16 protein-coding genes are annotated in these 23,219 nt (G+C 64.4%); 8 read left to right on the top strand and 8 right to left on the bottom strand.

What is annotated here, in order from left to right:
- Positions 1-86 precede the first annotated feature (86 nt).
- The 8 genes from RQG77_RS14060 (at position 87) to RQG77_RS14095 (ending at position 18,314) form a co-directional block, all read left to right on the top strand.
- Positions 87-1,877, top strand: coding sequence for an AAA family ATPase (locus RQG77_RS14060; RefSeq protein ID WP_311245255.1), 1,791 nt, complete (start codon positions 87-89; stop codon positions 1,875-1,877).
- 77 nt (positions 1,878-1,954) lie between these two features.
- Complete coding sequence (locus RQG77_RS14065) at positions 1,955-4,201, top strand: hypothetical protein (protein ID WP_311245256.1); 2,247 nt, start codon at positions 1,955-1,957, stop codon at positions 4,199-4,201.
- A gap of 117 nt (positions 4,202-4,318) precedes the next feature.
- Positions 4,319-8,326, top strand: a complete 4,008-nt coding sequence (locus tag RQG77_RS14070) for a type IV secretory system conjugative DNA transfer family protein (protein WP_311245257.1) — start codon at positions 4,319-4,321, stop codon at positions 8,324-8,326.
- 201 nt (positions 8,327-8,527) lie between these two features.
- Complete coding sequence (locus tag RQG77_RS14075; RefSeq protein WP_311245258.1) at positions 8,528-14,104, top strand: hypothetical protein; 5,577 nt, start codon at positions 8,528-8,530, stop codon at positions 14,102-14,104.
- A 196-nt stretch (positions 14,105-14,300) separates the two neighbouring features.
- The gene (locus RQG77_RS14080) at positions 14,301-16,478 is read left to right on the top strand and encodes a hypothetical protein (protein ID WP_311245259.1); all 2,178 of its coding nucleotides are present in this window, start codon (positions 14,301-14,303) and stop codon (positions 16,476-16,478) included.
- Between the two features lie 58 nt (positions 16,479-16,536).
- On the top strand, positions 16,537-16,863 hold the full coding sequence (locus RQG77_RS14085) for a hypothetical protein (RefSeq protein ID WP_311245260.1): 327 nt from the start codon (positions 16,537-16,539) through the stop codon (positions 16,861-16,863).
- Between the two features lie 107 nt (positions 16,864-16,970).
- Entirely contained in the window at positions 16,971-17,330 is a 360-nt protein-coding gene (locus tag RQG77_RS14090; protein ID WP_311245261.1) for an HU family DNA-binding protein, read from the top strand.
- A 183-nt stretch (positions 17,331-17,513) separates the two neighbouring features.
- A complete protein-coding gene (locus RQG77_RS14095) occupies positions 17,514-18,314 on the top strand; it encodes a sigma-70 family RNA polymerase sigma factor (RefSeq protein WP_311245262.1) in 801 nt (266 codons plus the stop codon).
- 63 nt (positions 18,315-18,377) lie between these two features.
- Here the strand turns inward: RQG77_RS14095 and RQG77_RS14100 are convergent, their stop codons facing one another.
- From RQG77_RS14100 to RQG77_RS14135, 8 genes are all read right to left on the bottom strand, one after another.
- Positions 18,378-18,794, bottom strand: coding sequence for a hypothetical protein (locus RQG77_RS14100; RefSeq protein ID WP_311245263.1), 417 nt, complete (start codon positions 18,792-18,794; stop codon positions 18,378-18,380).
- A gap of 43 nt (positions 18,795-18,837) precedes the next feature.
- Positions 18,838-19,545, bottom strand: coding sequence for a hypothetical protein (locus RQG77_RS14105; protein ID WP_311245264.1), 708 nt, complete (start codon positions 19,543-19,545; stop codon positions 18,838-18,840).
- Entirely contained in the window at positions 19,538-19,855 is a 318-nt protein-coding gene (locus RQG77_RS14110; protein WP_311245265.1) for a hypothetical protein, read from the bottom strand. The genes RQG77_RS14105 and RQG77_RS14110 overlap by 8 nt, the downstream gene beginning before the upstream one ends.
- Positions 19,852-20,205 carry a hypothetical protein gene (locus RQG77_RS14115; protein ID WP_311245266.1) on the bottom strand — a complete coding sequence of 118 codons (354 nt, stop codon included), beginning with the start codon at positions 20,203-20,205 and terminating at the stop codon, positions 19,852-19,854. The genes RQG77_RS14110 and RQG77_RS14115 overlap by 4 nt, the downstream gene beginning before the upstream one ends.
- A 14-nt stretch (positions 20,206-20,219) precedes the next feature.
- Entirely contained in the window at positions 20,220-20,624 is a 405-nt protein-coding gene (locus tag RQG77_RS14120) for a hypothetical protein (RefSeq protein WP_311245267.1), read from the bottom strand.
- Positions 20,625-20,640: 16 nt separating this feature from the next.
- Positions 20,641-21,087 (bottom strand): hypothetical protein, encoded by a 447-nt coding sequence (locus RQG77_RS14125; protein WP_311245268.1) that lies wholly within the window; start codon positions 21,085-21,087, stop codon positions 20,641-20,643.
- 97 nt (positions 21,088-21,184) lie between these two features.
- On the bottom strand, positions 21,185-22,045 hold the full coding sequence (locus RQG77_RS14130) for a hypothetical protein (protein WP_311245269.1): 861 nt from the start codon (positions 22,043-22,045) through the stop codon (positions 21,185-21,187).
- Positions 22,046-22,109: 64 nt separating this feature from the next.
- Positions 22,110-23,195, bottom strand: a complete 1,086-nt coding sequence (locus RQG77_RS14135; protein ID WP_311245270.1) for a hypothetical protein — start codon at positions 23,193-23,195, stop codon at positions 22,110-22,112.
- Between the last annotated feature and the right edge of the window lie 24 nt (positions 23,196-23,219).

A 23,219-nucleotide genomic window follows, 5' to 3' on the forward strand; every position in this document is an offset into this window, starting at 1 on the left:
CCCCGATGGGCGGCCCTTTCTCATGCCCAGAACATACCTCCTCGTGCTACCATTTAGGCTCATAAACCAGCAGAAACGAGTGCATCATGCCGCTGCCTTCGACGGAGCTCAACACCCGGTACCCGACGTTGTCGAAGTACAGCGGGCCGCTGGCGGCCCCTGAGCGACAGATCGTCGGCCGCGACCGGGAGATCTCCCAGCTCATGGCGGCGATGAGCCGCCCCGAACTCTGCAACGCGCTGCTGCTGGCTCCTCCTGGATCCGGAAAGACGGCGCTCGTTCAGGCCGCATCCATCATCGACACCGCGAGGGACTACCTCGAGGTGGATCTCGCGAGGATGATCGCCGGCCTGTCCCACTCGGATGAGATGGCTGCGCAGCTCAAGACGCTCTTCGACGAGGCTGAGGAATATAGCCGCCAGGAAGCGCGGCAGCTGGTTCTCTTCATCGATGAGTTCCACCAGATCGTCCAGCTCAGTGCCGCCGCCGTCGAGGCTCTCAAGCCGGTGCTCGCCGCGTCGGGCGCCAGAGGCATTCGGGTCATCGCCGCAACGACGGACGAAGAATTCGATCAGTACGTCAAGCCGAACCAGCCGCTCGTGGAGCGTCTGCAGCGCATCATCGTGAGTCCTCCTGGAATGGCGACCACGATCGCGATCCTCAAGGGCATGGCAGCGCGATACGAGGTCGCCGATCAGATCTACGATGAGGGTCTCCTGCCCCTGATCTACGAGTACACCGAGCGCTACGTCCCCGCGGCGACCCAGCCACGGAAGTCGATCCTCGTCCTTGACTCGATGGTGGGCTGGCACCTGTCCACCGGGCGCAATCTCGACCGGAAGCTGCTGGCGGACGTCCTGCAGGAATCCGTGGGTGTCAACGTCGCCCTCGCAGTCGACGCCGCGAAGATCAAGTCGGACCTCGACAGCAAGGTCTTCAGCCAGCATTGGGCTACTCACATCGTCGCCCAGCGCCTTCAGCTGTGCGTCGCCGACCTCCACGACAAGACCAAGCCCGCCTCCTCGTTCCTGTTCGCCGGGTCGACGGGTGTCGGCAAGTCGGAGCTGACCAAGCAGTTGGCGCAGCTCATGTTCGGCGATGCCCGCAAGCACCTGATCCGGTTCGACATGACCGAGTACGCCCGAGACGAATCCCTCGATCTGTTCCGCACGGAGCTCACCAGTCGGGTATGGCACACGAGTCACGCCGTCGTTCTCTTGGACGAGGTCGAGAAGGCATCCGCGATGGTCAACCGACTGCTCCTGCAGGTGCTCGACGACGGTCGCCTCTCAGACGCGAACGGTCGCCAGGTGTCCTTCCTGAACACGTACATCGTGATGACGACGAACGCCGGCGCGGAGATCTTCAAGACCATCGCTCAGTACAGCCCGGACGCGACCGGGTCGGGCCAGTTCATGAAGGACAAGATGAAGGAGATCACCCGCTCCATCACTCAGACCCAGGCTCAGAACCGGTTCCCTCCGGAGCTCCTCGGGCGTATTGACGCGATCGTTCCCTTCCAGCCCCTCGCGCGCGAGACGCAGCGGCAGATCATCCACAACAAGCTCGCCGGCGTCGTCCAGGAGGTGCTCACCAAGCACGGAGTGATGACGACGATGGATGAGCGCGTCCTGGAGTACCTCGTCGAGGACAAGGCCGACACCGACGCAGAAGCCGGTGGTGCGCGAGCTGCGGTTCGCCTGCTGACATCTGATGTGACGACGCAGATCGCGACGTTCATCAATGCGCACCCGAAGGTGCGCGCCATCCATGTCGAGGTCGAGGGTGAACTGCGATCCGAGAACAAGAGCCTTCGCGAGAGCAGCGCTGAGGTCGTGGTGAAGCTGCCGATACTGCGCGCTGGCACTACGGTCTAATCTGTCGTTTTTCCTGGTTTATGCGCGAATCTGTCTGTTAGACTCATTCCTGAGAAGATCAGGAAAGGACGTTGACCATGGCATTGTCTTTCGGTCGCAAGAAAGATCAGAGCGCAGCTCCGAAGAAGAAGAAGCGGAAGGAAGCGTCGCTCTCCGACGTCGTACAGGAGAGCACTCTCGGTGCCGCCGTCGACGTCCTCAAGCGCAACCAGAACTTCGCACTGCCCAACGGCACCGCGTGGATAGGGCTCCTGCTCAACGCCGACAGCATCGGTGGGCTGAGCACCAAGAACAAGAACGATGCGGTCAAGGGTTCGATCATCGAACTCATCACCGCAGACAAGATCGAGGTCGTCGCCACGAAGGCGATGCTCGAGGAGAACTACCTGGCGATCATCCCGACCCCGGGGACGCTGGCCCGGCTCAGCGGCTTCCAGCTCCTCATGGACGCTCCGTACCACTGGGCGATCCTGCTTGAGGGCAAGGACCCCGAGACCGGCGAGGACGTTCTGCTCGCTGACACCCTGAGCGACGAGGCGCAGAGCCGTGCGACGGTCGCACAGGCGACATCCATCTCCACCGGTGAGCTCAAGCTCTCCGAGGTCGTTCCGCAGGCCTGGAATTGGGCCTCGGGTCAGCGTTCTGCTGCCACCCCCGCACAGTCGGAGTTCGATCTCATCGTCAGCGGAGCCCCCGCGGCAACGGCTGCGGTCGGTGCCCAGGGCGGCACGTCGACCCTCACCGTGGAGGCGGACCCGCTGGCCGAGGCCTTTGGCACGAGCGATTCGACCCAGTCCACGTTCGACTTCAACAGCGCCGACAGCGAGATCTCTTTCGACGCGGCCACGGGCGTCGTGGATGACGAGCCGGATCTGTCGATCAACTTCGATGCGTTCGAGTCGCAGTTCAGCAACCAGGACACCGCGATCGCGCCCGATGAGACCCCCTCCGAGGTGGACCTGTCCTGGCAGAGCGACGACTTCCCCGCGGAGCCCGAGGATGAGTCGGACGCAGACGCCTACGTCCAGTACGTGGTCGAGAACGCCAATCGCGTGGTCGACGAGGAGGAAGTACGCGACACCATCGTCCGCCGATTCCTCAGCGACGATCTCGCTCTCGTCGTGGACACCGAAGAGTTCGACCGGGTCTTCGACAGCGAGGCTGAGGCGATTCTCCTCGAGATCCCCGACGAGCAGTCGGACTGGCTCGGTCAGCAGGTGGGACAGCTCAGCCGCCAGGCGAACGCCGAACTGGCTCAGCTCCATCGCGATCACCAGGACGAGCTGCGCGAGCGGTTCGTTGAGATCAGCGCTCACCACGTCGAGCAGACGATCAGCCTGCTGTCCACCGACAGCCCGGGTTCGCGATTCCACGCTCTGATGGAAGGCGCGAAGAAGGACTTCGAAGCCGATCGCGAGAAGACCCCGGCGGAGCTCGCCGAGCAGCGCCGCGAACTCATGGCACGCTTCGACGCGCAGGCCCAGAGCCGCGCAGAACAGGCGGCTGCACACGCCCGCGCCACGTACGAGGACAAGCACCGTCCGAAGCTCGAGCGCGACATCGCCGAGCTGGGACGTGAACTCGACCGACGTGTCGAGGAGAAGTACAGCCACAACAAGGCGACGGTGCTGGAGATGCGCCGTCGCGAGGCGAACACGCGCATGGAGATCGGCACCAACCGCATCTTCGAAGATCTGCGGGAGGTGCACGGCACCCAGCGCGAGGAGCAGCGTGCTCTGCTCAGCGAGTGGAACCACCGCCTGATCAAGGTCATCGACGAGAACCGCGCGAACGACATCGCCCGCGCCATGGTGCTCGCGGAGCAGCTCGCTCGGAGCAACGATCTCGCCCACGCTCGAGAGCAGCACGAGATCGAGAAGCGCCAGATGCGCGAGGACAACGAGGCACGTGAGGCGCGCCTCACGTCGGAGCTGCGCCGTCAGGGCGAAGAGGCTGCCCGAGAGCTTGAGACCCGTCGTCGCGAGTTCGAGACCACCCTCACGCTGGAGAAGGAGCGCACCCAGGCGGGAAGCGTTCTCGCCGAGCAGCTGCGCCAGCAGAATGCAGAGCTGGCAGGCGAGTTCCAGCGCACGTACGACTCGCGCATCTCTGAGCTCGAATCGGCCAAGGGATCGGCCGAGACGCAGCTCAAGCAGCAGAACCGCATGCACAAGCACTCGATGCGCGTCATCGCGGTTCTCGCGGTGGTTCTGCTCCTCGCCGGCGTCGCTGTCGGAGCAATCGTCGGCTGGTCGTTCGCACAGCAGCAGATCGCCTCGATCGAACCCGCCGCCTTCGCGGCGTTCACTTCGATCGTCACCTGACCGGTGGTGCGATCGGTCTCCTGATCTCCCCGGTCGCACCGCCTATTTCCTCAGCGGGGCACGTCGCCATCACAGGTGCCGTGCCCCGCATTCTCGCTACACCAACAGGGAGTCTCCGTGACGAAGAACCCGAGCCACCCGAAAGCCAGCAACTGGGACAAGATCTCCGCTCGCAAGGCGGACCAGACGCTGAAGAACAGGGATGTCTACGAGAGCCAGCAACTGGATCGCTCGAAGATCGACCCTCTCCTGACGAAGACCGGCCGCACTTGGGCGTCTGCCATCATCGGAACGATCACCGCGATCCTGGCGTGGTTCGTCCTGTCGGCATTCGGCCTCATCATGGCGTTGCTCGGCCCTGCTGCGGGCGGCGACTCCAACCTGTCCGGGCAGTCGAAGTTCTACGAGATCCAGCAGGTCAACGGCTCATCGGTCTTCCACTGCTACCAGATCCTCGATGCTGACGGCTCGGCGCTAGAGGGCACTCCGTGCTACAAGACCGAGCTCGAGGCGGTCCAGAACCCGCCGACATGGTGGGTGGAGCGCAACGACGCCGGAGAGTCGACGGACGGCAGCGGATCAGAGGTGACCGCATCACCCAATGACTACTTCGGGCAGCTCCTGAGCTTCGACCTGCTCAAGGCAGGCCTCTCGCTGCTCACTGGTTTCGCCGTCTTCGGCATCGTCCACTCGCTGCTGATGCGCAACCTCGACGCCCAGAACCTGATGAACGACACCTCGGACATCAACCAGCACACCGGAGACCAGCAGATCGCCCTGCCGCAGGAGGTCATGCGGAAGTTCGACTGGTTCCCTGACGCCGGCGCACACTCCGACGTCCAGTTCAGCTCGATGATCAGCCACGTAATGCTCACTAACAAGGGGCTGAAGAAGATCGAGGCCTCCGTCTTCGCCGACAAGGACATGCTCGACGAAGACGGCGACGTGGAGTACATCAAGGGCGAGATCCTGCGAGACGACGACGACAACGCCATCACGAGGACAGTTCCTCTCATCGACGAGGAGTTCGGCGACGCGCTCTTCGAGGCCTCCGGTGTGCCGGCCGGCAAGAAGTTCCGCAAGCGATTCGACGCGACCTCCGTCCCGTACAACCCTGACGGCAAGAACCGCGAGAAGCTGGGGCAGTACGCCACCGTCGCGGACCTGATCAACAGCGACTGGACGCTTCCGGAGTACGAAGTGCAGCGCCCGGGCGGCGCCTATCTGGTCGACACCGCCCCTGTGAACACGATGGTGCTGGCGATCACGCGTGGTGGAAAGGGTCAGGGGTACATCGAGCCCGTCATCGATATGTGGCTGCGCGAACGCCGCCCCAGCAACATGGTCATCAACGACCCCAAGGGCGAGCTGCTCGTGAAGAACTACGTCCGAGCAACGATGCGCGGATACCAGGTGACGCAGTTCAACCTGATCAATGCGATGAAGACCGACATCTACAACCCGCTGGGTATGGCAGCGGATGCCGCCCGCGAGGGCGATGCCCCGAAGTGCGCTCTCTACGTCGAGAACATCGCCGACGTGTTCTTCCCGCTCGATGGTGGAGAGGACCCGGTGTGGCCGAACGCCGCCAACAACGCGTTCAAGCGTGCCTCCTACGGTCTCATCGACTACTACCTTGAAGAGGAGCGCGAGCTGCGCGCCTACGCCGCCCGCACGAACATGGACCCGAAGGTGCTCGAGCGCAGACTCGACGAGATGTGGGGCAAGGTCACGCTCTACAACTGCTATCAGCTGTTCGTGCAACTGACGGCGAAGAAGATGAAGAACCCGCTCAAGGTGCTCGAGGGCCGAGTGAAGCAGGGTGAGTTCGGCAACCCGCAGGAGCCCAGCGAGTTCGACGACGAGGCCTACGAGGCCGAGCGTGAGATCGTGATGAGGAAGGCCTTCCTCTGGGACGACAAGGACGAGCTGGACATGCTCACGCTCTACTTCAACGCGACACAGGCCCTCCCGAGAAACGCAATGCGCACTCTCGTGAGCAACGCCGACAACGCTCTGCGCGCAATGGGCGGGGCCGAGAAGATGCTCGCGTCCGTGTACGGCATCGCCATCACCGCGATGAGCTTCTTCACCGACCCCACGATCTCGACTCTGACCTCCGGCGCACCCTCGCAGAACACCGACCTCGGAGGGCTCTCCTTCCCCCGGCGCATGGGTGTGCGATTCGGCATGAACTACCTCAAGCGCGATCACCTGATCGGCATGCAGGTTCGCTGGAACGCGTACGGCGATTCCCAGTTCACGACTCCTCTCGGTGAGGAGTTCGAACACGAGGACATCGTGTCTCGAGAGGGGTGGGCCCGCTACTACTTCAAGGGCAAGTTCGCCACCGACGTCGCGTTCCTCCGCCTGCAGGTGCTGAACCCGAGCACGGGCATGCTCGTGCGGGAGTTCTTCTTCCGCTTCACGAAGGACTACCAGACCTCGCTCAACGGCCGGTACTTCATCAAGGACCCGATCTCCGGGGAGAAGATCGTCAAGAACGGCATCCTCGTCGAGCTGCGTCGCAACTCCGCGACAGGCGTCTACGAGCAGGGTCACACCACGTACGAGCAGGAGCGACTGGTCAACGTCTCGTTCGCGATGCCGGACAAGGAGATGGGTCAGGCGCAGGCCATCGTGTCGACGATGGTTCGCTACAGCGAGAAGCCGAAGGCCGTGTTCCTGGTCACGCCGCCGCACCTGATGAAGTACGCCAAGCTGATCCTGATCCTCGTCAAGCAGCTCGTGGACCTGAACTTCGACAAGTCGTACATGACCAAGAGCGATCAGAAGCCGCTCTACAAGACGCGGTTCATGCTCGACGAGCTGGGAAACCTCCAGTCCGAAGGGCACGGTATCGCCGGCTTCGAGACGATGCTGTCCATCGGCCTCGGACAGGACCAGCAGTTCACGATCATCCTGCAGACGCTGCAGCAGCTCCGGGACGTCTACGGGGAGTCCGTGGACAAGATCGTTCAGGGCAACACCTCCAACATCGTGTTCCTGAAGTCGACGGATGACGCGATGATCGAGACCCTGTCGAAGATGTCGGGCACCCGCCACAACGTCTACCGCGACTCGAAGACCGTGACCAAGGACACCGAGCGGATCATCAAGAACATCAATGTCGAGGGCAAGGTCTCGTACACGATGTCCGTCAAGGAGGAGCCGGTGATCTCCTACAACGACCTCGCGTACCTCTCTGAGCGCAACAGCATCGTGCTCCGCGCGGGTGATTCACCGGTGTGGAACCGCAACGAGACGATCCTGCCGATGTCGTGGCGACTGTTCAAGGACACCATCATCCACCCCGGTCACGAGTACACGCTGCAGACCATCCCGACGCTCAGCTCCGCTCTCGACTTCGATGTGCGACTGAACCAGCCTGACTTCGAGAAGATGCTCGCCAAGCGCATGCTCCAGGCGGAGGCCGCCGTGGACAGCACCGCGGTGTACAAGGCCGCGTACGAGTACGAGGACGTGGACATCGCTCGCCTCGATCCCGACGTGTACAGCGACGAGGTCATGGAGATCGTCGATGCGGCGATGCGCGAGGTCATCGCGGACGAGTTGGGACTGGACGCCGATGACGTCGACCTCGAGGACGCCCCGGAGGGGTTCTACGAGAACGACAACTGGGAGGAGGACTACGAGATGCAGAGCGCCGTACAGAGCGCTCAGGTGAACGCAGCGGATCGCCAGCAGCTCCGGTACGCAGGTGGTCAGATCAGCCGCGAGATGCTCGTGCGCGCAGATGGAAAGGCACTGCTGAACCCTCTCGATCGCGAGATCATCGAGGCATACCGCGCAGCCCGTGCCTACATGGAGCGCGACTCTGTGCACTTCAGCGTCGGCGCCGGCGGGTCCCTCCGTTCGGTCGATCGTGGCACGCTCTACCTGCAGAAGCGTGACGAGTCCGACTCGCTCAAGCAACTGACGGCGGCCGCCCAGGACGACACGACCCGGGTGTACTCCGAGGGCGATCTGTCGGAGCTTGGCGGCTACGAGGTCACGGGGGAGTTCTACGAGTACCTCGCCTCGCTGGAGAGCTGGAGGGATATCGCTGGTGGCGAGTTCGAGCGCGCAATGATGCTGGCGATGCGCGATCAGGCTGGCAACTAGCTCGAAGCCCGTGAGGCGTATCTGGCCCCTTCGCACACAGTGCGGAGGGGCCATTTTCGTGCGTTCGTCCCCATCTTGAGCCGCACCCCTCGAAAACGTCAAAATCCCTGATTTATGAGTGAAAATGTCGATTCTGCTCGATAGGATGAGAGCAACCAATCACCGAGGCCGGCTGGACCGGCCTGACGAAAGAGAGAATCCGTGGATCCTCGAAGCCCGGGTATGCGTCGCTACCTGTACGAGCACCTTTTCCAGCAGACGATCGAGCGCACGCAGGACGCGACCGGGAAGATCATCATGGTCTCCGCCGCGCGTGATCTGCGCGCGAAGGTCGAGCAGAAGCTGAATGCGCAGCAGCTGTCGATGGGGAGCGCCGATCTCGGCATTCCCCCTGTGCTGTCCGCCATCGAGCAGACGATGCAGGAGAACGTTGCCGGATACCCCGGCATCTTCACCGATGCCACCTCCGCATCCCCCGCGTACGTCCAGATGCAGACGTCCTTCTTCGACATGGCGGGATTCTCTCGGCGTGCGCAGGACGGCTCTGTCATTCAGCCGTCCCCGGGCAAGGCGGGCGCCCGCCTCCCCATCTCCCCGTACGACCCGCGTTGGGCAGTACGCAGCTCGATCAAGCAGGCCGGGTCCCGGGTGCGCTACATCCTCGACGAGGACGTAGCCCAGCTCGCGGGCGGCCACGCCGATCGGATCTCCGAGCTGCGCACACAGGATCTCCACGTCTACTCGATTGACGAGGACGGACAGGCCGTCGAGGCGGGGGAAGCCTTCAGCTACGACGACCTCAGCGGTATGACCGAGCTCATGGGGTACATGAGCGAGCAGGAGTACCGCCACGTTCGCGACTGGGTGATCGACGGCGCTCGAGGTCAGGACGGGCAGATCCGCCCGGGCCGATACATGAGCGCGGAGGCGCTGCAGCGCTCGACGGCGATCCTCGACGATCTGCGCAGCCAGGGCATCGGGTACACCGTTCGACGCGACCGCAACCAGGGTCAGATCAAGGCGGAGATCACCGGGACAAAGATCGCGGTCCGACTGACTGAACCGCGCACTCAGGAGCACTTCGTTGGACGCGTCTACGACGACGGCGTCTCGACCTGGTTCACCACCAACGTCAAGGTGGACGGCTCTCAGGCCCAGGCGGCGTACACGCCCACGGCGGCCGAGGCAGTGGACCTGTTGCGCATCGCACTGGGAAAGCCCGTCCAGCGGGCCGACGGCAAGGGTCTCGTCGGTGAGCGCGGCACTCACACGGTCACGGAGTGGAGCAAGGCCGATCGCCGCCGCGTCCCCGTGGAGGTGCAGGACTCCTACTTCACCAAGAACGACCGCTCCTCCATGGCGGTGTACGGAGACCTCCTGATCGACGGCAAGATCCCGGAGGAGGGCGCCAAGGTGCTCATCCGCCGCTCGGCGCAGGCGCGAACCGCCACGGCGCAGTTCTTCCTCGACGCCGAACGCGGAGAGGCGTACCTCCGCGAGTCGGTGGACAGCGCGCGCGAGAACCTCGCAGCCGCCCTCGAGGTCGACCGCCTGGTGAACGACTTCAACGAGCACGCCGAGCTGGCCTCGACGGGGGAGTGGTTCCCCGAGTTCGCCGGCGACGCGGAGATCGCGTCGATTCAGCGTTCGTACTGGGATGTCCTCCGCGGCGCGCAGACGACCCTCCTGCGTTCGGGTGCCACCGAAGAGCAGTACCAGGAGAAGGTCGGCGTCATCGGCGAGCTGCAGGTCGACACCGACACCGCCCGCACCACGCACGACATGCTGGTGCGCGATCTCGCATACGTCGGATCTGCCGAGCAGAAGGTCCGCGACCATGCCGATGACGTCATTGACGAGCTGATCGGCAGCTACGACCAGCATGACCTCACGCTCGCCGACGGCGAGGTCGTCGTCCGCCGATTCGACCCGGTGCGCGTGGCCAAGCACATGACGAGCGAGTTCGGCGCATGGCGCAACAACGCTGACATCATCGCCGCGCTGCGGGTCACCGGCATCGACGGTGACGAGATGATGGGTTCGAGCTTCTACGCCAGCGCGGTCAAGGACAAGCTCGTGCAGTTCGACGAGAGCACTGCCGTCGAACCGAACATGCACGAGGACGCCTTCGTCAGCCAGATGGGCACGATGATCGGTGAGTCCATCGAGCGCAATGGCGGTCGGGTCATCAGCCTGGCGATCGACGAGCACGGCATCGCTTCCTGGGAGGCCGAGCGCCTCAGCCGCACGGGCGTCGCGGAGACGGTGAAGGGTCAGATCGGTCAGCTGTTCGGCCGAGGCGAGCATGGCGAGGTCGTCACGCGTTTCGCGGGAGGCGAGAACTACCTCTTCGTCCCCGGCTACGAAGCCCGCATCACCTCCCAGCGCGCCGGCGAAGACCTGAGCGTCGAGGAGCGGACCATCCTGCGTGGGTACGAGCAGATCATGGGCGACCAGATCGAGTACCAGATCGCCAACGACATGCTGGTGATGCGCACGGAGGTGGGTGAGCCGACCTCCCTGAACGGCGTCTACCGCCGCCTCTACGACTCCCGTCACGAGGTCGACTACATCGAGCGCGCCGCAGAGGAGGGGCTCGAGCAGCACATCGTCGACGCCATCCTCGCCACCGAGGCGCGTCGCGTCCGCTACCCGAGCGAGATCGCATCGGGATCGACCGTGCACGCCGCATGGCGTGCGGAGAACTCCAGCCAGGCATCCGACCCGGCCAACGACAACCGCCACGACGCATGGATCCTCACCGGCGGCCGCAACATGGCCATCATGACGGAAGAGGCCGACGGCTTCTTCGACCCGGTGATGACCAACGGCGCTGTCTACCAGGGAATCACTCGCTACATGGTCGAGGGCGCTCGCGTGGACGCAGCCTCGGGGCGGATCATCCAGAGCGACGACGTCGAGGACCGTGCGCCGCTGATGAAGCTGTCCGAGACGGAGTTCATGAAGTACGACCCGTACGACCGTCAGCAGATGTCGGCGTCCAACCTGCTCAACGCCGCAGCGGTCACCGAGCCGGTGGGCGTGGCGATGATGACCTTCGGCGGCTGGACGGCCGATGACCCGATGGTCGTCAGCAAGGAGTTCGCCGAGAAGCACGCGATCCGCGGCGCCGACGGCAACCCCCGCGCTCTCGTCCCGGGCGACAAGCTCAGCGACATGCACGGCAACAAGGGCGTCATTTCCCTCATCGTCGACCGCTCGCAGAGCCTGCTCGAGTACGCCGAGGACGAGAGCATGATGTGGGCCCTCGAGGCGTTCAAGGAGAACCCCGAACTGGACGTGGTCATGAGCCCGTTCTCCGCGGTGTCTCGCTTCAACGGCGGTACGGCTCGCGAGCTCATGCAGGATCCGGCCGATCTGCACGTCCCCGGTCGGGGAATTCACGCAGATGCGATGGGCAAGATGCGCCTGGTGGTCACCCACAAGGACGTCGAGCGAGGCACGCGGGTGTACGACGAGGCCGCACTCCGCGAGGGCCGCGGTCGCAAGGCGTCCAGCCAGCTGGCTTGGGCGCTGGGCTCCCAGGGTGCGGATCAGGTGATGGCCGAGTTCTACGGACCGAACAACTCGGCCGTGGCCAACTTCCGCGAGATGCTCGTCACGATGGGTCTGGACCTTGAGCCCGACGGCACGATGCGCGTCGGGTACGACGACATGGCCGAGGGGGCGGAGCGTCAGCTCTTCCAGATGCCCGAGCTCGCCGTCACCGCCCGGGGCACTCTGAACGCGAACAAGATGAAGGCCGACTTCGGTCAGCTCATCGGCGATCGCGGTGGAGATCTCGAACTCCCCTTCCCGCTGAAGTTCCCGACCGGCCAGCTGATTCCGAAGGCGACCGACAGCACGTGGAAGCTGCCTGTGATGAGCTCCCACCTGCGCAGCGGCCAGGACCTCAGCGACGGACAGAGCACGGCGCACGACTACACGAACCAGTACCTGGCCGTGCACGAGATGGCGTCGCGATACCGCTTTGCGAAGGACTTCCTCGCGACCAACCGGCCCATTCTCGAGCACAAGAAGATCAGCGACCTCGAGGACACTATCGCCGAGATGCCCCGTCGCGCGCAGGCCGCGTTCGACACGATCACCGAGGACCTGAAGCAGAAGCGTTTCTCCGGCCGGCGGAACATCTTCAAGGAAGGGCTGATGTCCTCCCGTCTTCCCAACTCGGCGACCGCGGTGTGGACGAGCGACCCCCGTCTGGACGCAGACCAGGTGGCCGTCGGCCCGGCTATGGCTGAGGCGCTCGGTCTGGAGAACGACGACTACGCGCTGATCTGGCGCGACCCGGTGCTCCGGGATGCTGGAGTGCGATACATGCGGGTGAAGGTCGACGAGCGCCTCACCGGCGTGGCCATCAACCCGGTCATGGACAAGTCCTTCGACGGCGACTTCGACGGCGACTCGGTGGCCGTTGTTCGCCTGACCAGCGACGCTGCTCGTCAGCAGGCCCTGGAGAAGCTCACCATCGAGGCCAACCTGCTGGACCTCGGTCAGGTTGGCGACGACGGACTGCACCCCCTGGCGATGCAGGACTCGCTGGACGTCAAGGTCGCACAGCACGTCGACCCCGAGCTGACGGAGCGCTTCGCCGCGATCCGGATGCGCGCGAACGAGATCCAGAGCGACCTCGACGCCGGCGACATCGACGACTTCGATGCATGGGAGCAGCGCCACGCCATCGTCGGAGAGGTCAGCGACTACTACCGCGATGCGATGAAGGGGCAGTACGGAGACGCCATCCTGCGATTCGGAGACGCCGGCGACCACGTGAAGAGCGTGATCGAGGCGTGCATCGACACCGGCGCCAAGGGCTCGATGTCGAAGATCGGCGACTACTGCCGTCACCTCGGTGTCGACCCCGTCACCATGGCGGATCTCGGCGACACCCAGCACACCCGCGATGAGGACGAGGGTGTCATGATGGCGACCGCGGTGAAGTCGCACGGAACGGGCATCGCTGGGGCCTTCTCACAGCGCGGCGTGAAGGCGCTGCGCAACGTGGAGCTGAAGGCCGTGCTCGAGCTGACCTACCCGGTCACGCAGTCCGTCCTCCAGGCAAAGCACGACCCGGAGGAGGCTCGTCAGAAGTACAACATGCTCATGGGGCCCGCCCGGGCGCTGTGGAAGGGACGCAAGCTCGAAGCGGTTGCGGGCGACAACGGTCAGCGCGAATGGGCTGTCGTCCGCGACGATAAGGGTCGTGAGGTGCAGGCCGACGCCGAGACCTGGAAGAACCAGTTCGTCGAGCTCTACACGGCGAAGGACGGCCTGAACGTCTCGGTGAACACCGAGAACGTGGAGAAGGTCGCGGCCGCTCTCACCGGCCCGGATGGACGGATCATCGACATCGAGGACACGGACGCTCCTTCCCTGCAGAACACCGGATCCACGATGGACCGCCTCGCATACGGGGGCACGTTCACCGATGTGTTCGCTGCGGCAGAGCGCCGCGAGAACATCTTCGCCGGCACCGAGAACTCGCACTTCGCCCCGTACGCGGTGCGACGCAACCAGCGGGCGATCGCCGAGTGGGAGAAGGCAGCGGAGGAGGGGTTGCAGATCGCAGCCCCGGACGTCGCCGTTCTCACCAACCGCGATGTGCTCGCCGCTCACGATCCGCGGGCGCGCTCGCGAGGCGCAGGTCGGACGTCCCCGGTAGCCACGGCGGTGCGTGCGCCGCGGCCGCGTCTCCGCCCCGAGCTCGTCACCGCGGACGCGAGTCCTGTCGTCGAATCGGATGGATTCCAGCCGTAGGACGTAGAAGAAAAGAACCCCGCCCCGGTCATCCCGGGGCGGGGTTCTTTGCGTGGGACCAGACTGACCCGGCGATTCATATTCGCTTATTTATGAGGGGAAACGGTAGAATCAGGCCATAAATGAGGATATTCGCAGCCTGCGAGATTCTTCGCCCGTAGGCCGTCAGGCCTCAACACGACCAGAGGACGTAGTGATGGCTGATCCGAAACGCACGCTGAACATCCCGATGTACGACCTTCAGGATGAACCCGCTGGGAGCAGTTATCAGGATGACGACGTCATCGATGTCGAGGTCATCTCCGATGGGCCGTCGTTCTCGGAGCGTCTGCGCGAGAGGGCGCGTGGTGGGGCTGACTTCGTGTCGGAGGCCGTGCGCAACATGAAGGTCAACGGCGCCTGGGACGGATTCGTCACACAGCCGGCGGATCGCCGTCGCGCAGCCGCAGGATCGAACGACCCCCACCTGGCCGCTCGTGAAGCCGGCCGCAACCGGCGACGCCAGGAGGCGCGCATGAGGGCTGCGCAGGCTGCGGATGGAAGGCGCATGTCGGCCGAGAGGTCGAGGCTCGAAGGGGAAGCGCTGCGGGATCCTCTTTCCCAGCTGAAGCTGGACACGATCCGCGCGGGGGAGTCGTACATGGAGAGCCTGCGCTCGTCAGGCATTCTCGGCGCCGACGCGACGAAGGATCGGCAGCGTCAGCAGCTCACCGGCCTCCACCAGGTCTACGCCTCGATGATGGTTCTCCAGTGCGTGGCTCCGCTCAAGCAGGGGCTCACCGCCGTGAACCTCGTCTCCACGCTGGGCATGGCGGCATCGATGTGGGCCCTCTCGCCCGATTTCCGCACTCAGCTCGGCCAATTCCGAGGCAAGATCTCTGACTCGATTCGCGAGAAGATCGAGGGTCGCGAGGACAGGAAGAACGACAAGGCGCGCGCTCAGTTCGACAAGCTGGTCAGCAAGGGCAAGGGTGACCAGCTCAGTGCTCGGCGTCGTCGGCGGCTCGACCGCATCGAGAACGCCGAGAACGGCCACCGGCTGCCGTTCACGGCAGAGAGTGCAGCGATGACAGAGGTGGCCCTCGCAGAAGCGGCGTACGCGGACATGCGGCGACCGGGTGCGGATCGGGATGCCATCACCGCGCGGTACCAGTCTGCTCGGGACCTTCTGTACGGCTTCGTCGCCGAGGACCACCTCGGCAAGGAGGAGGTCTCCAGGGCGATGCGCGTGATCGTGGGCCAGCGCCTCGAGCGCGAGCCCGAGATGGCGAGCGTCTTCGCCGAGCTGGGGCATGGGCGACTCAGCAAGAGCGAGCCGCGTGAGGTTTACCTTCCGGGGACCGGCGAGAAGCGCATGGTGTGGACCGGCGACTTCGTCGACTCGTACGAGGGCCGCCTCGTCGACGCGGGCTCGTTCTCGCTGCGCCCGCCGATGAGTATCGATGAGCATCGTGTGATGTCGAGTCAGACGCTCACCGCTGAGATGGTCACCGCGACGACCGTGGAGGAGATGAACGATGTCCTTTCGCAGTACGTGGTGGCAGCATCTGTGGAGCAGTTCCCGAGTGTGGCAGACGACCTCGACGACCCCAGGGCCCGCGCTCGATTCGGAAAAGCTCGGACGATGTTCGCGTCGATGAAGGCCGACGGGCTCACGTCCGGGGAGTCTCACTTCGCCTACACCGCGGCGTACGTCGACGCGGTCGAGAAGGTGCAACTTCTCAAGCCTGAGCTCGCCTCCGCTTGGGTTGCACAGTACGGCGACAACTGGCAGCAGAAGGTGGCCGAGGACCTCGCCCGCTACCAGACCATGGGTGCCGGCGCGGCGCGTGAGGGTGCAGAGCCCGAGGCACCTCAGGCCGAGCACTACGCCGCGTCGTCTTCTGAGCGGTCCAATCGCTCGACCACGGCTGAGGACATCGTGGATGCGGAGATCGTCGAGGATGAGGACGACAGGCCGTCAGCCGGCACTCGTCCGACCTCGGATCCCAGGGCGCCTCGACCGAATGGTGGGGGCGGCGCACCGAGGTCACCCCGCACACGATCGCCCAGGCGGCTCGATCAGCCCGTGTATGAGGGTGAGATCGATGACGAGGACGATGAGGTTGACGCCGAGATCATCGACGGCGTGGCATACGACGTCGAGCGTGTTGAACCGGCGAAGCATCGAGACGCGATCGAGGCTGCGGCAAAGAGCATTGCGCCTGAGCGCGATCCTGGCGGCAAGAACGCCAAGCGCCGTCGCAACGCCGTCGCACGTCACCTTCGGGCGCGCGTGAACCAGGGGTACAACGCTGTCGACACGGGCCGAATCACGGGTATCGGGCACGACGACGCCACGCTTCTGCAGGACGTGGATTTCGAACTGGGCTAATGCTCATTCACGCTAGACTTACTCATATACGAGCGGAAAACGACTAGGAAGGCACGACATGGGCATCATGGGATTCCCCAGCGAACACGAGATCACTTCGATGATGGGGTTCGTCAATGAAGAGGACCGCACCCGGTGGGAGAAGGAGAAGGCAGCCTCCGACGCTCGCGTCGAATCTGCACGCGCTGGTCTCAGCGCGCGCGGCCTAGCTTCCACGATGGCGCAGCCGGCGATGGGCATCGCCGAGCGATCGATCAACGCGTCTCTGCACGCAGCCCGTACGGAGGAAGCGCGTAATACTACGGGAAAGCAGACAAAACGTACATCCACCACGTTTATCAGCGAAGAGCCAGTATCCTCTGATGAGTACAGTCCGGAGTTGTGACCGACTCCGGCAGTCACAGGAAATTAGGGCCTCGGGTAGCCGTGGACACGGCTGGCCTGGGCACAAGACGCTCGGCGACGAGCAGTATCCCATTGGACGGTAGGCACATGAGCACAACCTCAACGGCCGACAGCACCGGCAAGAGCACGACCGGGCGCGACGCCGAGAAGCGCGTCAGCAAGCGCGAGTTCATCCAGCGCTTCGCACGCCGCGGCGGAGTATCCCCGAACATCGCTCAGAAGGCGTACCAGGCGCTCATCGACGAGCTTCTCGATCTCGTCGCGCAGGGCAACACGGTGACCCTCACGAACTTCGGGAAGTTCTACCCGCAGACCCACAAGGGACACCGCGTCCAGTTCGCCAAGGACGACGCCGGCGGCGAGGTCAAGGACTACACCGTCCTCAAGTTCTCCGCCACGCGAGAGGTCAACCGGCACATCCAGACGGATGAAGAGGTCAAGGCGTAGCCCACCTGATCCGGAATCGTAATCCGATCGTAAACGAGGAAGCCCCGAGTATTCGTGCTCGGGGCTTTTTCGTCCGCCGAGTGTGCTTAGTATGTGGATGAATGAAAATTCAACCACTATGGGAGTGGTTCGCGCTGTAGGCAGCTGGGGGGCTTGCATTGACAGTGAAAGAGAGCAAGTCCGATGCCGTTGCGAGCACGCAATCAGCTCGTGGTCGACCACCTGCACATCGTGGGTGCGGCCACCGCACATATTGCGGCGAAGCTGACGCAGGCGCCGAGGGATGACCTCGCGGCCGCAGGGGCCTTCGCTCTCGTTCGCGCTGCGGAGAAGTTCAACGAGTCGCTCGGGGTGCCCTTCGGGGCCTACGCGAGGGAGCGGATCAACTGGGCGATGCTGGATGAGCTGCGCTCGATGGACTGGGCGCCGGCGGAGGCGCGAGCGCGAGCCAAGGCGACGACTCGCGTGCAGGAGACGCTTTCCACCACCCTCGGTCGCCGTCCGACCATCGCGGAGATCGCCGAAGCGATGGGTGTTGCGACGTCGGCGGTCAAGCAGGGGCTCGAGGATGCAGGGCGCACTGTGACGAGTCTCGACGTCCCTGCTGCAGTCGACGTGATCTGGGCTGGCGATATGCCCGAAGAGTCCGCGATGTACGCCGAGCGTGACGAGCTGCTGCATCACGCCATCGACGCGCTCCCCGATCGCAAGCGTTTCATCATTCATGCCATCTACTTCGATGATCGGACGGTCAAGGACATCGCCGCCGAGATCGGCGTCTCACATGCCGCAGTGTCTCAACATCGCTCGGAGGCGATGCGTATGCTGCGTGACGCGATCGACAGACACTACGCCGATGACCCTCGGGCCGCGTCGGCCCCGACATCTCACTCGTCACCCACGGTCCTCGATGCGTACTTCGGGAGAATCGCGGAGAAGGGGCAGCGCTTCGCCCGAGCGTTCCTGAACCCGGCTCACGTTTAGGTCGGAGGAAAAGAAGAAGCCCCGCGGTCTATGCCGCGAGGCTTCTTTGCGTGATGGGCGGTGTCACCTCAGGGGCGCGAGCTCTGCGGCGATCGCGTAGTACCGCGCGGCCTGAGCTGATCGCTCAGCCTTGACGACGGGGTCGTCGCTCGTACTCGCGCTCCGCGCGAAGTTGTCGCCCATCATGATGTGCCAGTCGACCCCATCTCCGACGGGAGAGGATGCGGGGCGCACCTTGGTCGAGAGCACGAACGGCCCTTCGTAGCCGCCGGTGGTCGGCTCGAGGGCGTCCCCGTCTTCATCGGCGAGCCAGGCAAGGAGCGTCTTCTCGTCGGTGCCGTAGTCCTCGCGGAACGATGCGTCGTCATCGGTGAGGATGTCGGCGAACGTCTGCAGCCACTTCTCGGCGGCCTCCTCGGCGGTCTGGTCTTTGCTCGCCGCAACTTCCATGACGACCAGCGCGCGGACGGTCGTTTTCACCAGTTCAGGCTGGTGTGGGGTGCTCTTGGCCATGGGTAGCCTCTCAGTTCTTCGTGTTCTTGGCGCGGTGGCGGAAGCTCATCTCCTGGAGATGCTTCGGCGCTCGTTCGTACATGTCGGGATGGGTCAGCAACGTCTTTCCGATGACATCGGCGATCGTGGCACCGGGGCGGAAGACGGCGTACGGCTCGATCCCGCTGAGCCGGCCGACCACGAACTCGCGGTTGGGCGAGTGAGGCCACTGGGCCTGATGGGAATCCCACAGCTCCCGGTAGTGAGGAAGCACCTGGTGCAGGAGCGCCTCGTCCGCGGACGCGACCCAGACGAACGGCTTGGCGTGGTGAGCGCTTCTACGCCTGGGGGAGTCTGCCGGTTCGTAGATGCACGGAAAGTCGTCAGGCAGAGTGATCTCTCGATCCAGATCGAGGTGGAGCGCCTTGGCTCGGATGCGGTCTTCCCAGTGTGGCGACGCTGCGAGCATCATCATCTCGAGGTACGGATGCTCCGCGTTGCGCGCTTCTACGAGCACGTGATCACCTCGGAAGCGCGACAGGGCATTGACGTTCTCAAGCGTGTACTGCACCGTGTCGTATAGCACCGTCGACTGCTGGTAGGAGATCGGCGTGGGGTCGAGCTCTGCGGCCATCTCGGCGATCTCCAGATACCGCGTGAGCGCAGAGCGCACGTCGTCTGCCGCACTCGACAGATCGTCCGCGATGAGTGAGTTCACCAGGTCTGTGTGTTCAGGCATCGGCGTCTACTTTCGGTCCTGCGGCCGCGGCCGCGGTGAGGGCGGCGACCTGGGTTTCCAGGTCGCGAATGTGAGCGATGATCTGGAGCACTGTCGTCGGGTCCAGCAGCTGCAGGTACACGCCGTCCTGCGGAGTGAGGGTGAGCCCGTCGAACGTGTGGCCGACGACGTACCGCTTGAGCTCGGGCTGGAACAGCCCTTGGATCTCTGTCGAGAACGGCAGGTTGTGGTCAAGCTCCCACGGTCCGGGTGTGGCCTCCTGGGCCGCCATCTCAAGCCAGTCGAGATCGATCTCGAACGGGGCCGTCATGCCGCCACCTCCGAATCGACGTCCGCGTTCCGATTGCGCCTGATCGGGTCCCACGCAGCAGGCTCACCAGGCGCTCCGACGATGATCCGGTCGATAGCGAGGTAGTCGTATGCAGGGATGTGGGTCGCGATGTTCGTGACGACGGACGTGACGTAGAGGAAGACGAAGCCGTCCGAGGGGCGCAGCCATGCGGACTCGACGCGAACGGGATCCCCGTTGTGGAGTACGCAGACGCCATCGCGGTTGCATTCGTGGTCGGGGATGGCGAACGGTGCGCACCCCTGAGGGATGTAGCCGCCGATGCGGCCGGCGCCGGTCGTGGCGGGGTGGTTGGGGAGGCGGGTGAGCATGACGGATACCCCTTTCAGGCGGCCTGCGGCACGAGCGTCGCGTGCCGGTCGATGATGATCCTGGCGGCGCATTTCGCGATGCAGGTGAGTCCCGCGCGCGTGATGTAGTCCCTGGCGGAGGCGACGGCGACACGATCGAACGGGATACGCGCAGAGAATCGGCCACGACGGTGGACCGAGCCGGGATGGCGGCTGTCGAGCTCGTTGATCGTCATGGCGTCCCAGCGCGCGAGCGGGATGGAGTTCAGATGCTCATCGGCGGCGAGAGCGTCGGCGAGAATCTCCGGGGTGAACCAGAGGAGGACGTGTCGGATGGTGTCCTCGGTGACGAACTGGGCGAAGTAGTCGTGGTGGGTGATCGCACCCTCACGGACGTACTCGTTGCGCGTGAAGATCCGTGTGCGGTCGGTGTCGGCCATGAGGACCCTCTCGTGGTCAGTCGAATGTCGGTGCGGGGCCGTGGCCGCCTTCTCGCCACGCCTTCGCGAACTGGCTCGGGGTGAGCTTGCGGAGTTTCGCGGACGTGGGCAGCTTCTCGCGCTTCTTCAGGCGGCGCTTCGCGATCGCATCTCCGTGACGGGCATCGCCGTGAGATGCCATCCACGCCAGAACGGCGTCGGAGGGCGCGTGCGCCTGACGTTCGATCTCGGCGACCGCGCTGATCGCATCATCACCCCGTCGGAGTTCCTTCTCGCGGAACTGCTCGAGATCGGTGACCGTCGCGAGTGTCGTGTCGGAGGTCGCGTCGTGCTGCGTCGGGAGCTTTCCGAGCTGCGCCATCCGGCGCAACGTGAAGATGCTCCCGTATCGGGGGCTGCCGTCGATCGCGGTGATCTGTGCGGCGTCCTCCAGCGAGATGGACGTGTTCGCGGATGTGGACATGGGTCAACCTCTCTGAAGGCGTGGGGACGGGAACGGGCGGCGACCGGCCCGAATGGGTGATCGCCGCCCGTGGCGGTGCATGTGCGAGTCGGGCCGCCTAGGGTGCCCCTTCGCCCTCAGCCGGGGCATCCCGATGGGTGGGGGCTGGCCGCGAGGGGTCGTGCACGAGTTCGGCCCTGAAGGGCCGCACCTGGACGGTTACCAGTCGCGGTTGCGCGGGTGTTTCGTCGGCCGGCGGCGAGCCGGGGAGGAACGGGTGAACCTGATTGCACCTCGCGCACAGAGCCGGCGCCCTGTTCTCTGTGTCGCCATCCGATTGCTCATCGGGGTTCGTGCCGAGGGGGTACATCCTCGATTCCGTGAGCACCCCGACGAAGCTGAAGTGACCGAGTCCGCGGAACACCGGAAGCGAGGGGTTCGCGACGGTGAGGTACGCGGTGTCGCTCGAGTCGTGTTCGAAGTCCACCGCGCTGTCATGGCGGGTGCGCAGCCGAACGTTGGTCATCGCTCCGCTGGATGAATCGAGTGTTTCGAGGTCGCCGCCGATGAGCACAGCGAGGAGACGGTTGTCGATCATCGGGTGGCTGTCGAAAGCCTCCACGGTGATGAGGTTCCCACCGCGCCCGAGAGCGTAGGAGTACTCGGGCGCCGTGCGAGTGAGGAACAGGTTCCCGTACGTGGTGTCGTAGGTGGCGTAGCCGGCACGTTCCAACTCGGCGATTGCATCGAGCATGCGAGGCGTGGGCTGGAACGACTTCTTCTCCTCGTGGCTGACGTACTTGTACCGCCAGTCCTTCGCGAAGAGGTCCCGGTCGAGCCTCTGACCGGCACGGCGGTAGAGGATGCGGGCGTCCTCACTCAGCGTTGCCAACGGCACGAGCGGGTAGGTGAACGCTCTACGGTCCGGCGGTGTGCCTCTCAGGGCGCCGGTGTCGGGGTCTACTGCGATGGCAGGCATTGGCCCTCCTTGGGCGGTGTGAGGCGGTGTCTGAGGGGTGACCGGTCGGCCACCCCTCGATGACTCACGCGGCGTGCGCGGTCTCTGCAGCCTTCGAGGTGGCGCGTGCGTGCTGCACCGCGCGGAGAGCGTCGATACCGAGCTGAGCGTTCTCGAAGCGTGCATTCATCTCTTCCAGCTCGTGCGGGAAGTAGTGGTGTCGGGCGTCGATCGCTCCGATCTCCTTCAGGAGACCGCGGCTGGCGATCTCGAGGACGGCCTTGAGGGCGTCGTCGCTGATCTTGATCGTGTCCGCGACGGCCGCCCGGTGGGCGATCGCTTCGGGCGTCTTCTCGTACTCACGCCAGAGCCGAACGGTCAGCTCGATAGCCCAGCATGCGAACAGGAAGTGGACGTCGAAGTCACGGAAGCTCCACTCCCAGTGGGCGTCAGAACCGAAGGTGTCTTCGTGCTCCTGGACCCACTCGTGGGCCGACGCTTCTGTCTCGGAGTAGAACCGCGCGTCTTCGATCAGCATGGTGCGGCGCAGCTCCGGTGACTGCTCGGGCAACTCCTGGCCGAAGTACTCCATCTCGTCGTCGTCATCCTCGTCGAGTTCGATGCCGTCGAAGAGGGCTTCACCCTTCTCGCCGGCACGGAGCTTCGCGACGTACGCGTCGTAGTCGACTCCATTGCGCGCGCAGACGCGCTTGGTGACCGACTCGATCGCGGCGTGGATGCGCTGGGCCTCGAGACCGAGGTCTTCATCCTCCTCGAGGTGCTCAGTGACGAGACGGAGGAACTTCTCGGCCGAGTACACCCTGACGTCGGTGCGCCCTGCGAGCTTTTCGGCCCAATATCTGAAGTCAACGCTCGGGGCGCCATCAGCCTTGTAGCGTCGCGAACGGGAGCCGTTATCGAAGAACGCCATCATGTCGGTGTCTCGGCGGAACGTGTAGCCGTTGGCGACGTCACCCACCATCGCCCAGTGCATGTCCCAGGTGTGGACGGACCAGCTCCACATGTTGCTGTCGGGAGCGCCGACTCGGAGCCGGCGATTCAGTCCGTCGTCGACGATGACGGTGAGCTGGTGCCCGGCGGTCTGCTCGAGGAAGTTCGCGTAGGCCCTCGCGTAGGGGTTCTCGGGACGCGCAGAGGTCTCCGTGGTCATAGGATTTTCGCTTTCTTGCGGGAA

It is taken from the genome of Microbacterium sp. WCS2018Hpa-23, assembly GCF_031843845.1.
GTDB lineage: Bacteria > Actinomycetota > Actinomycetes > Actinomycetales > Microbacteriaceae > Microbacterium.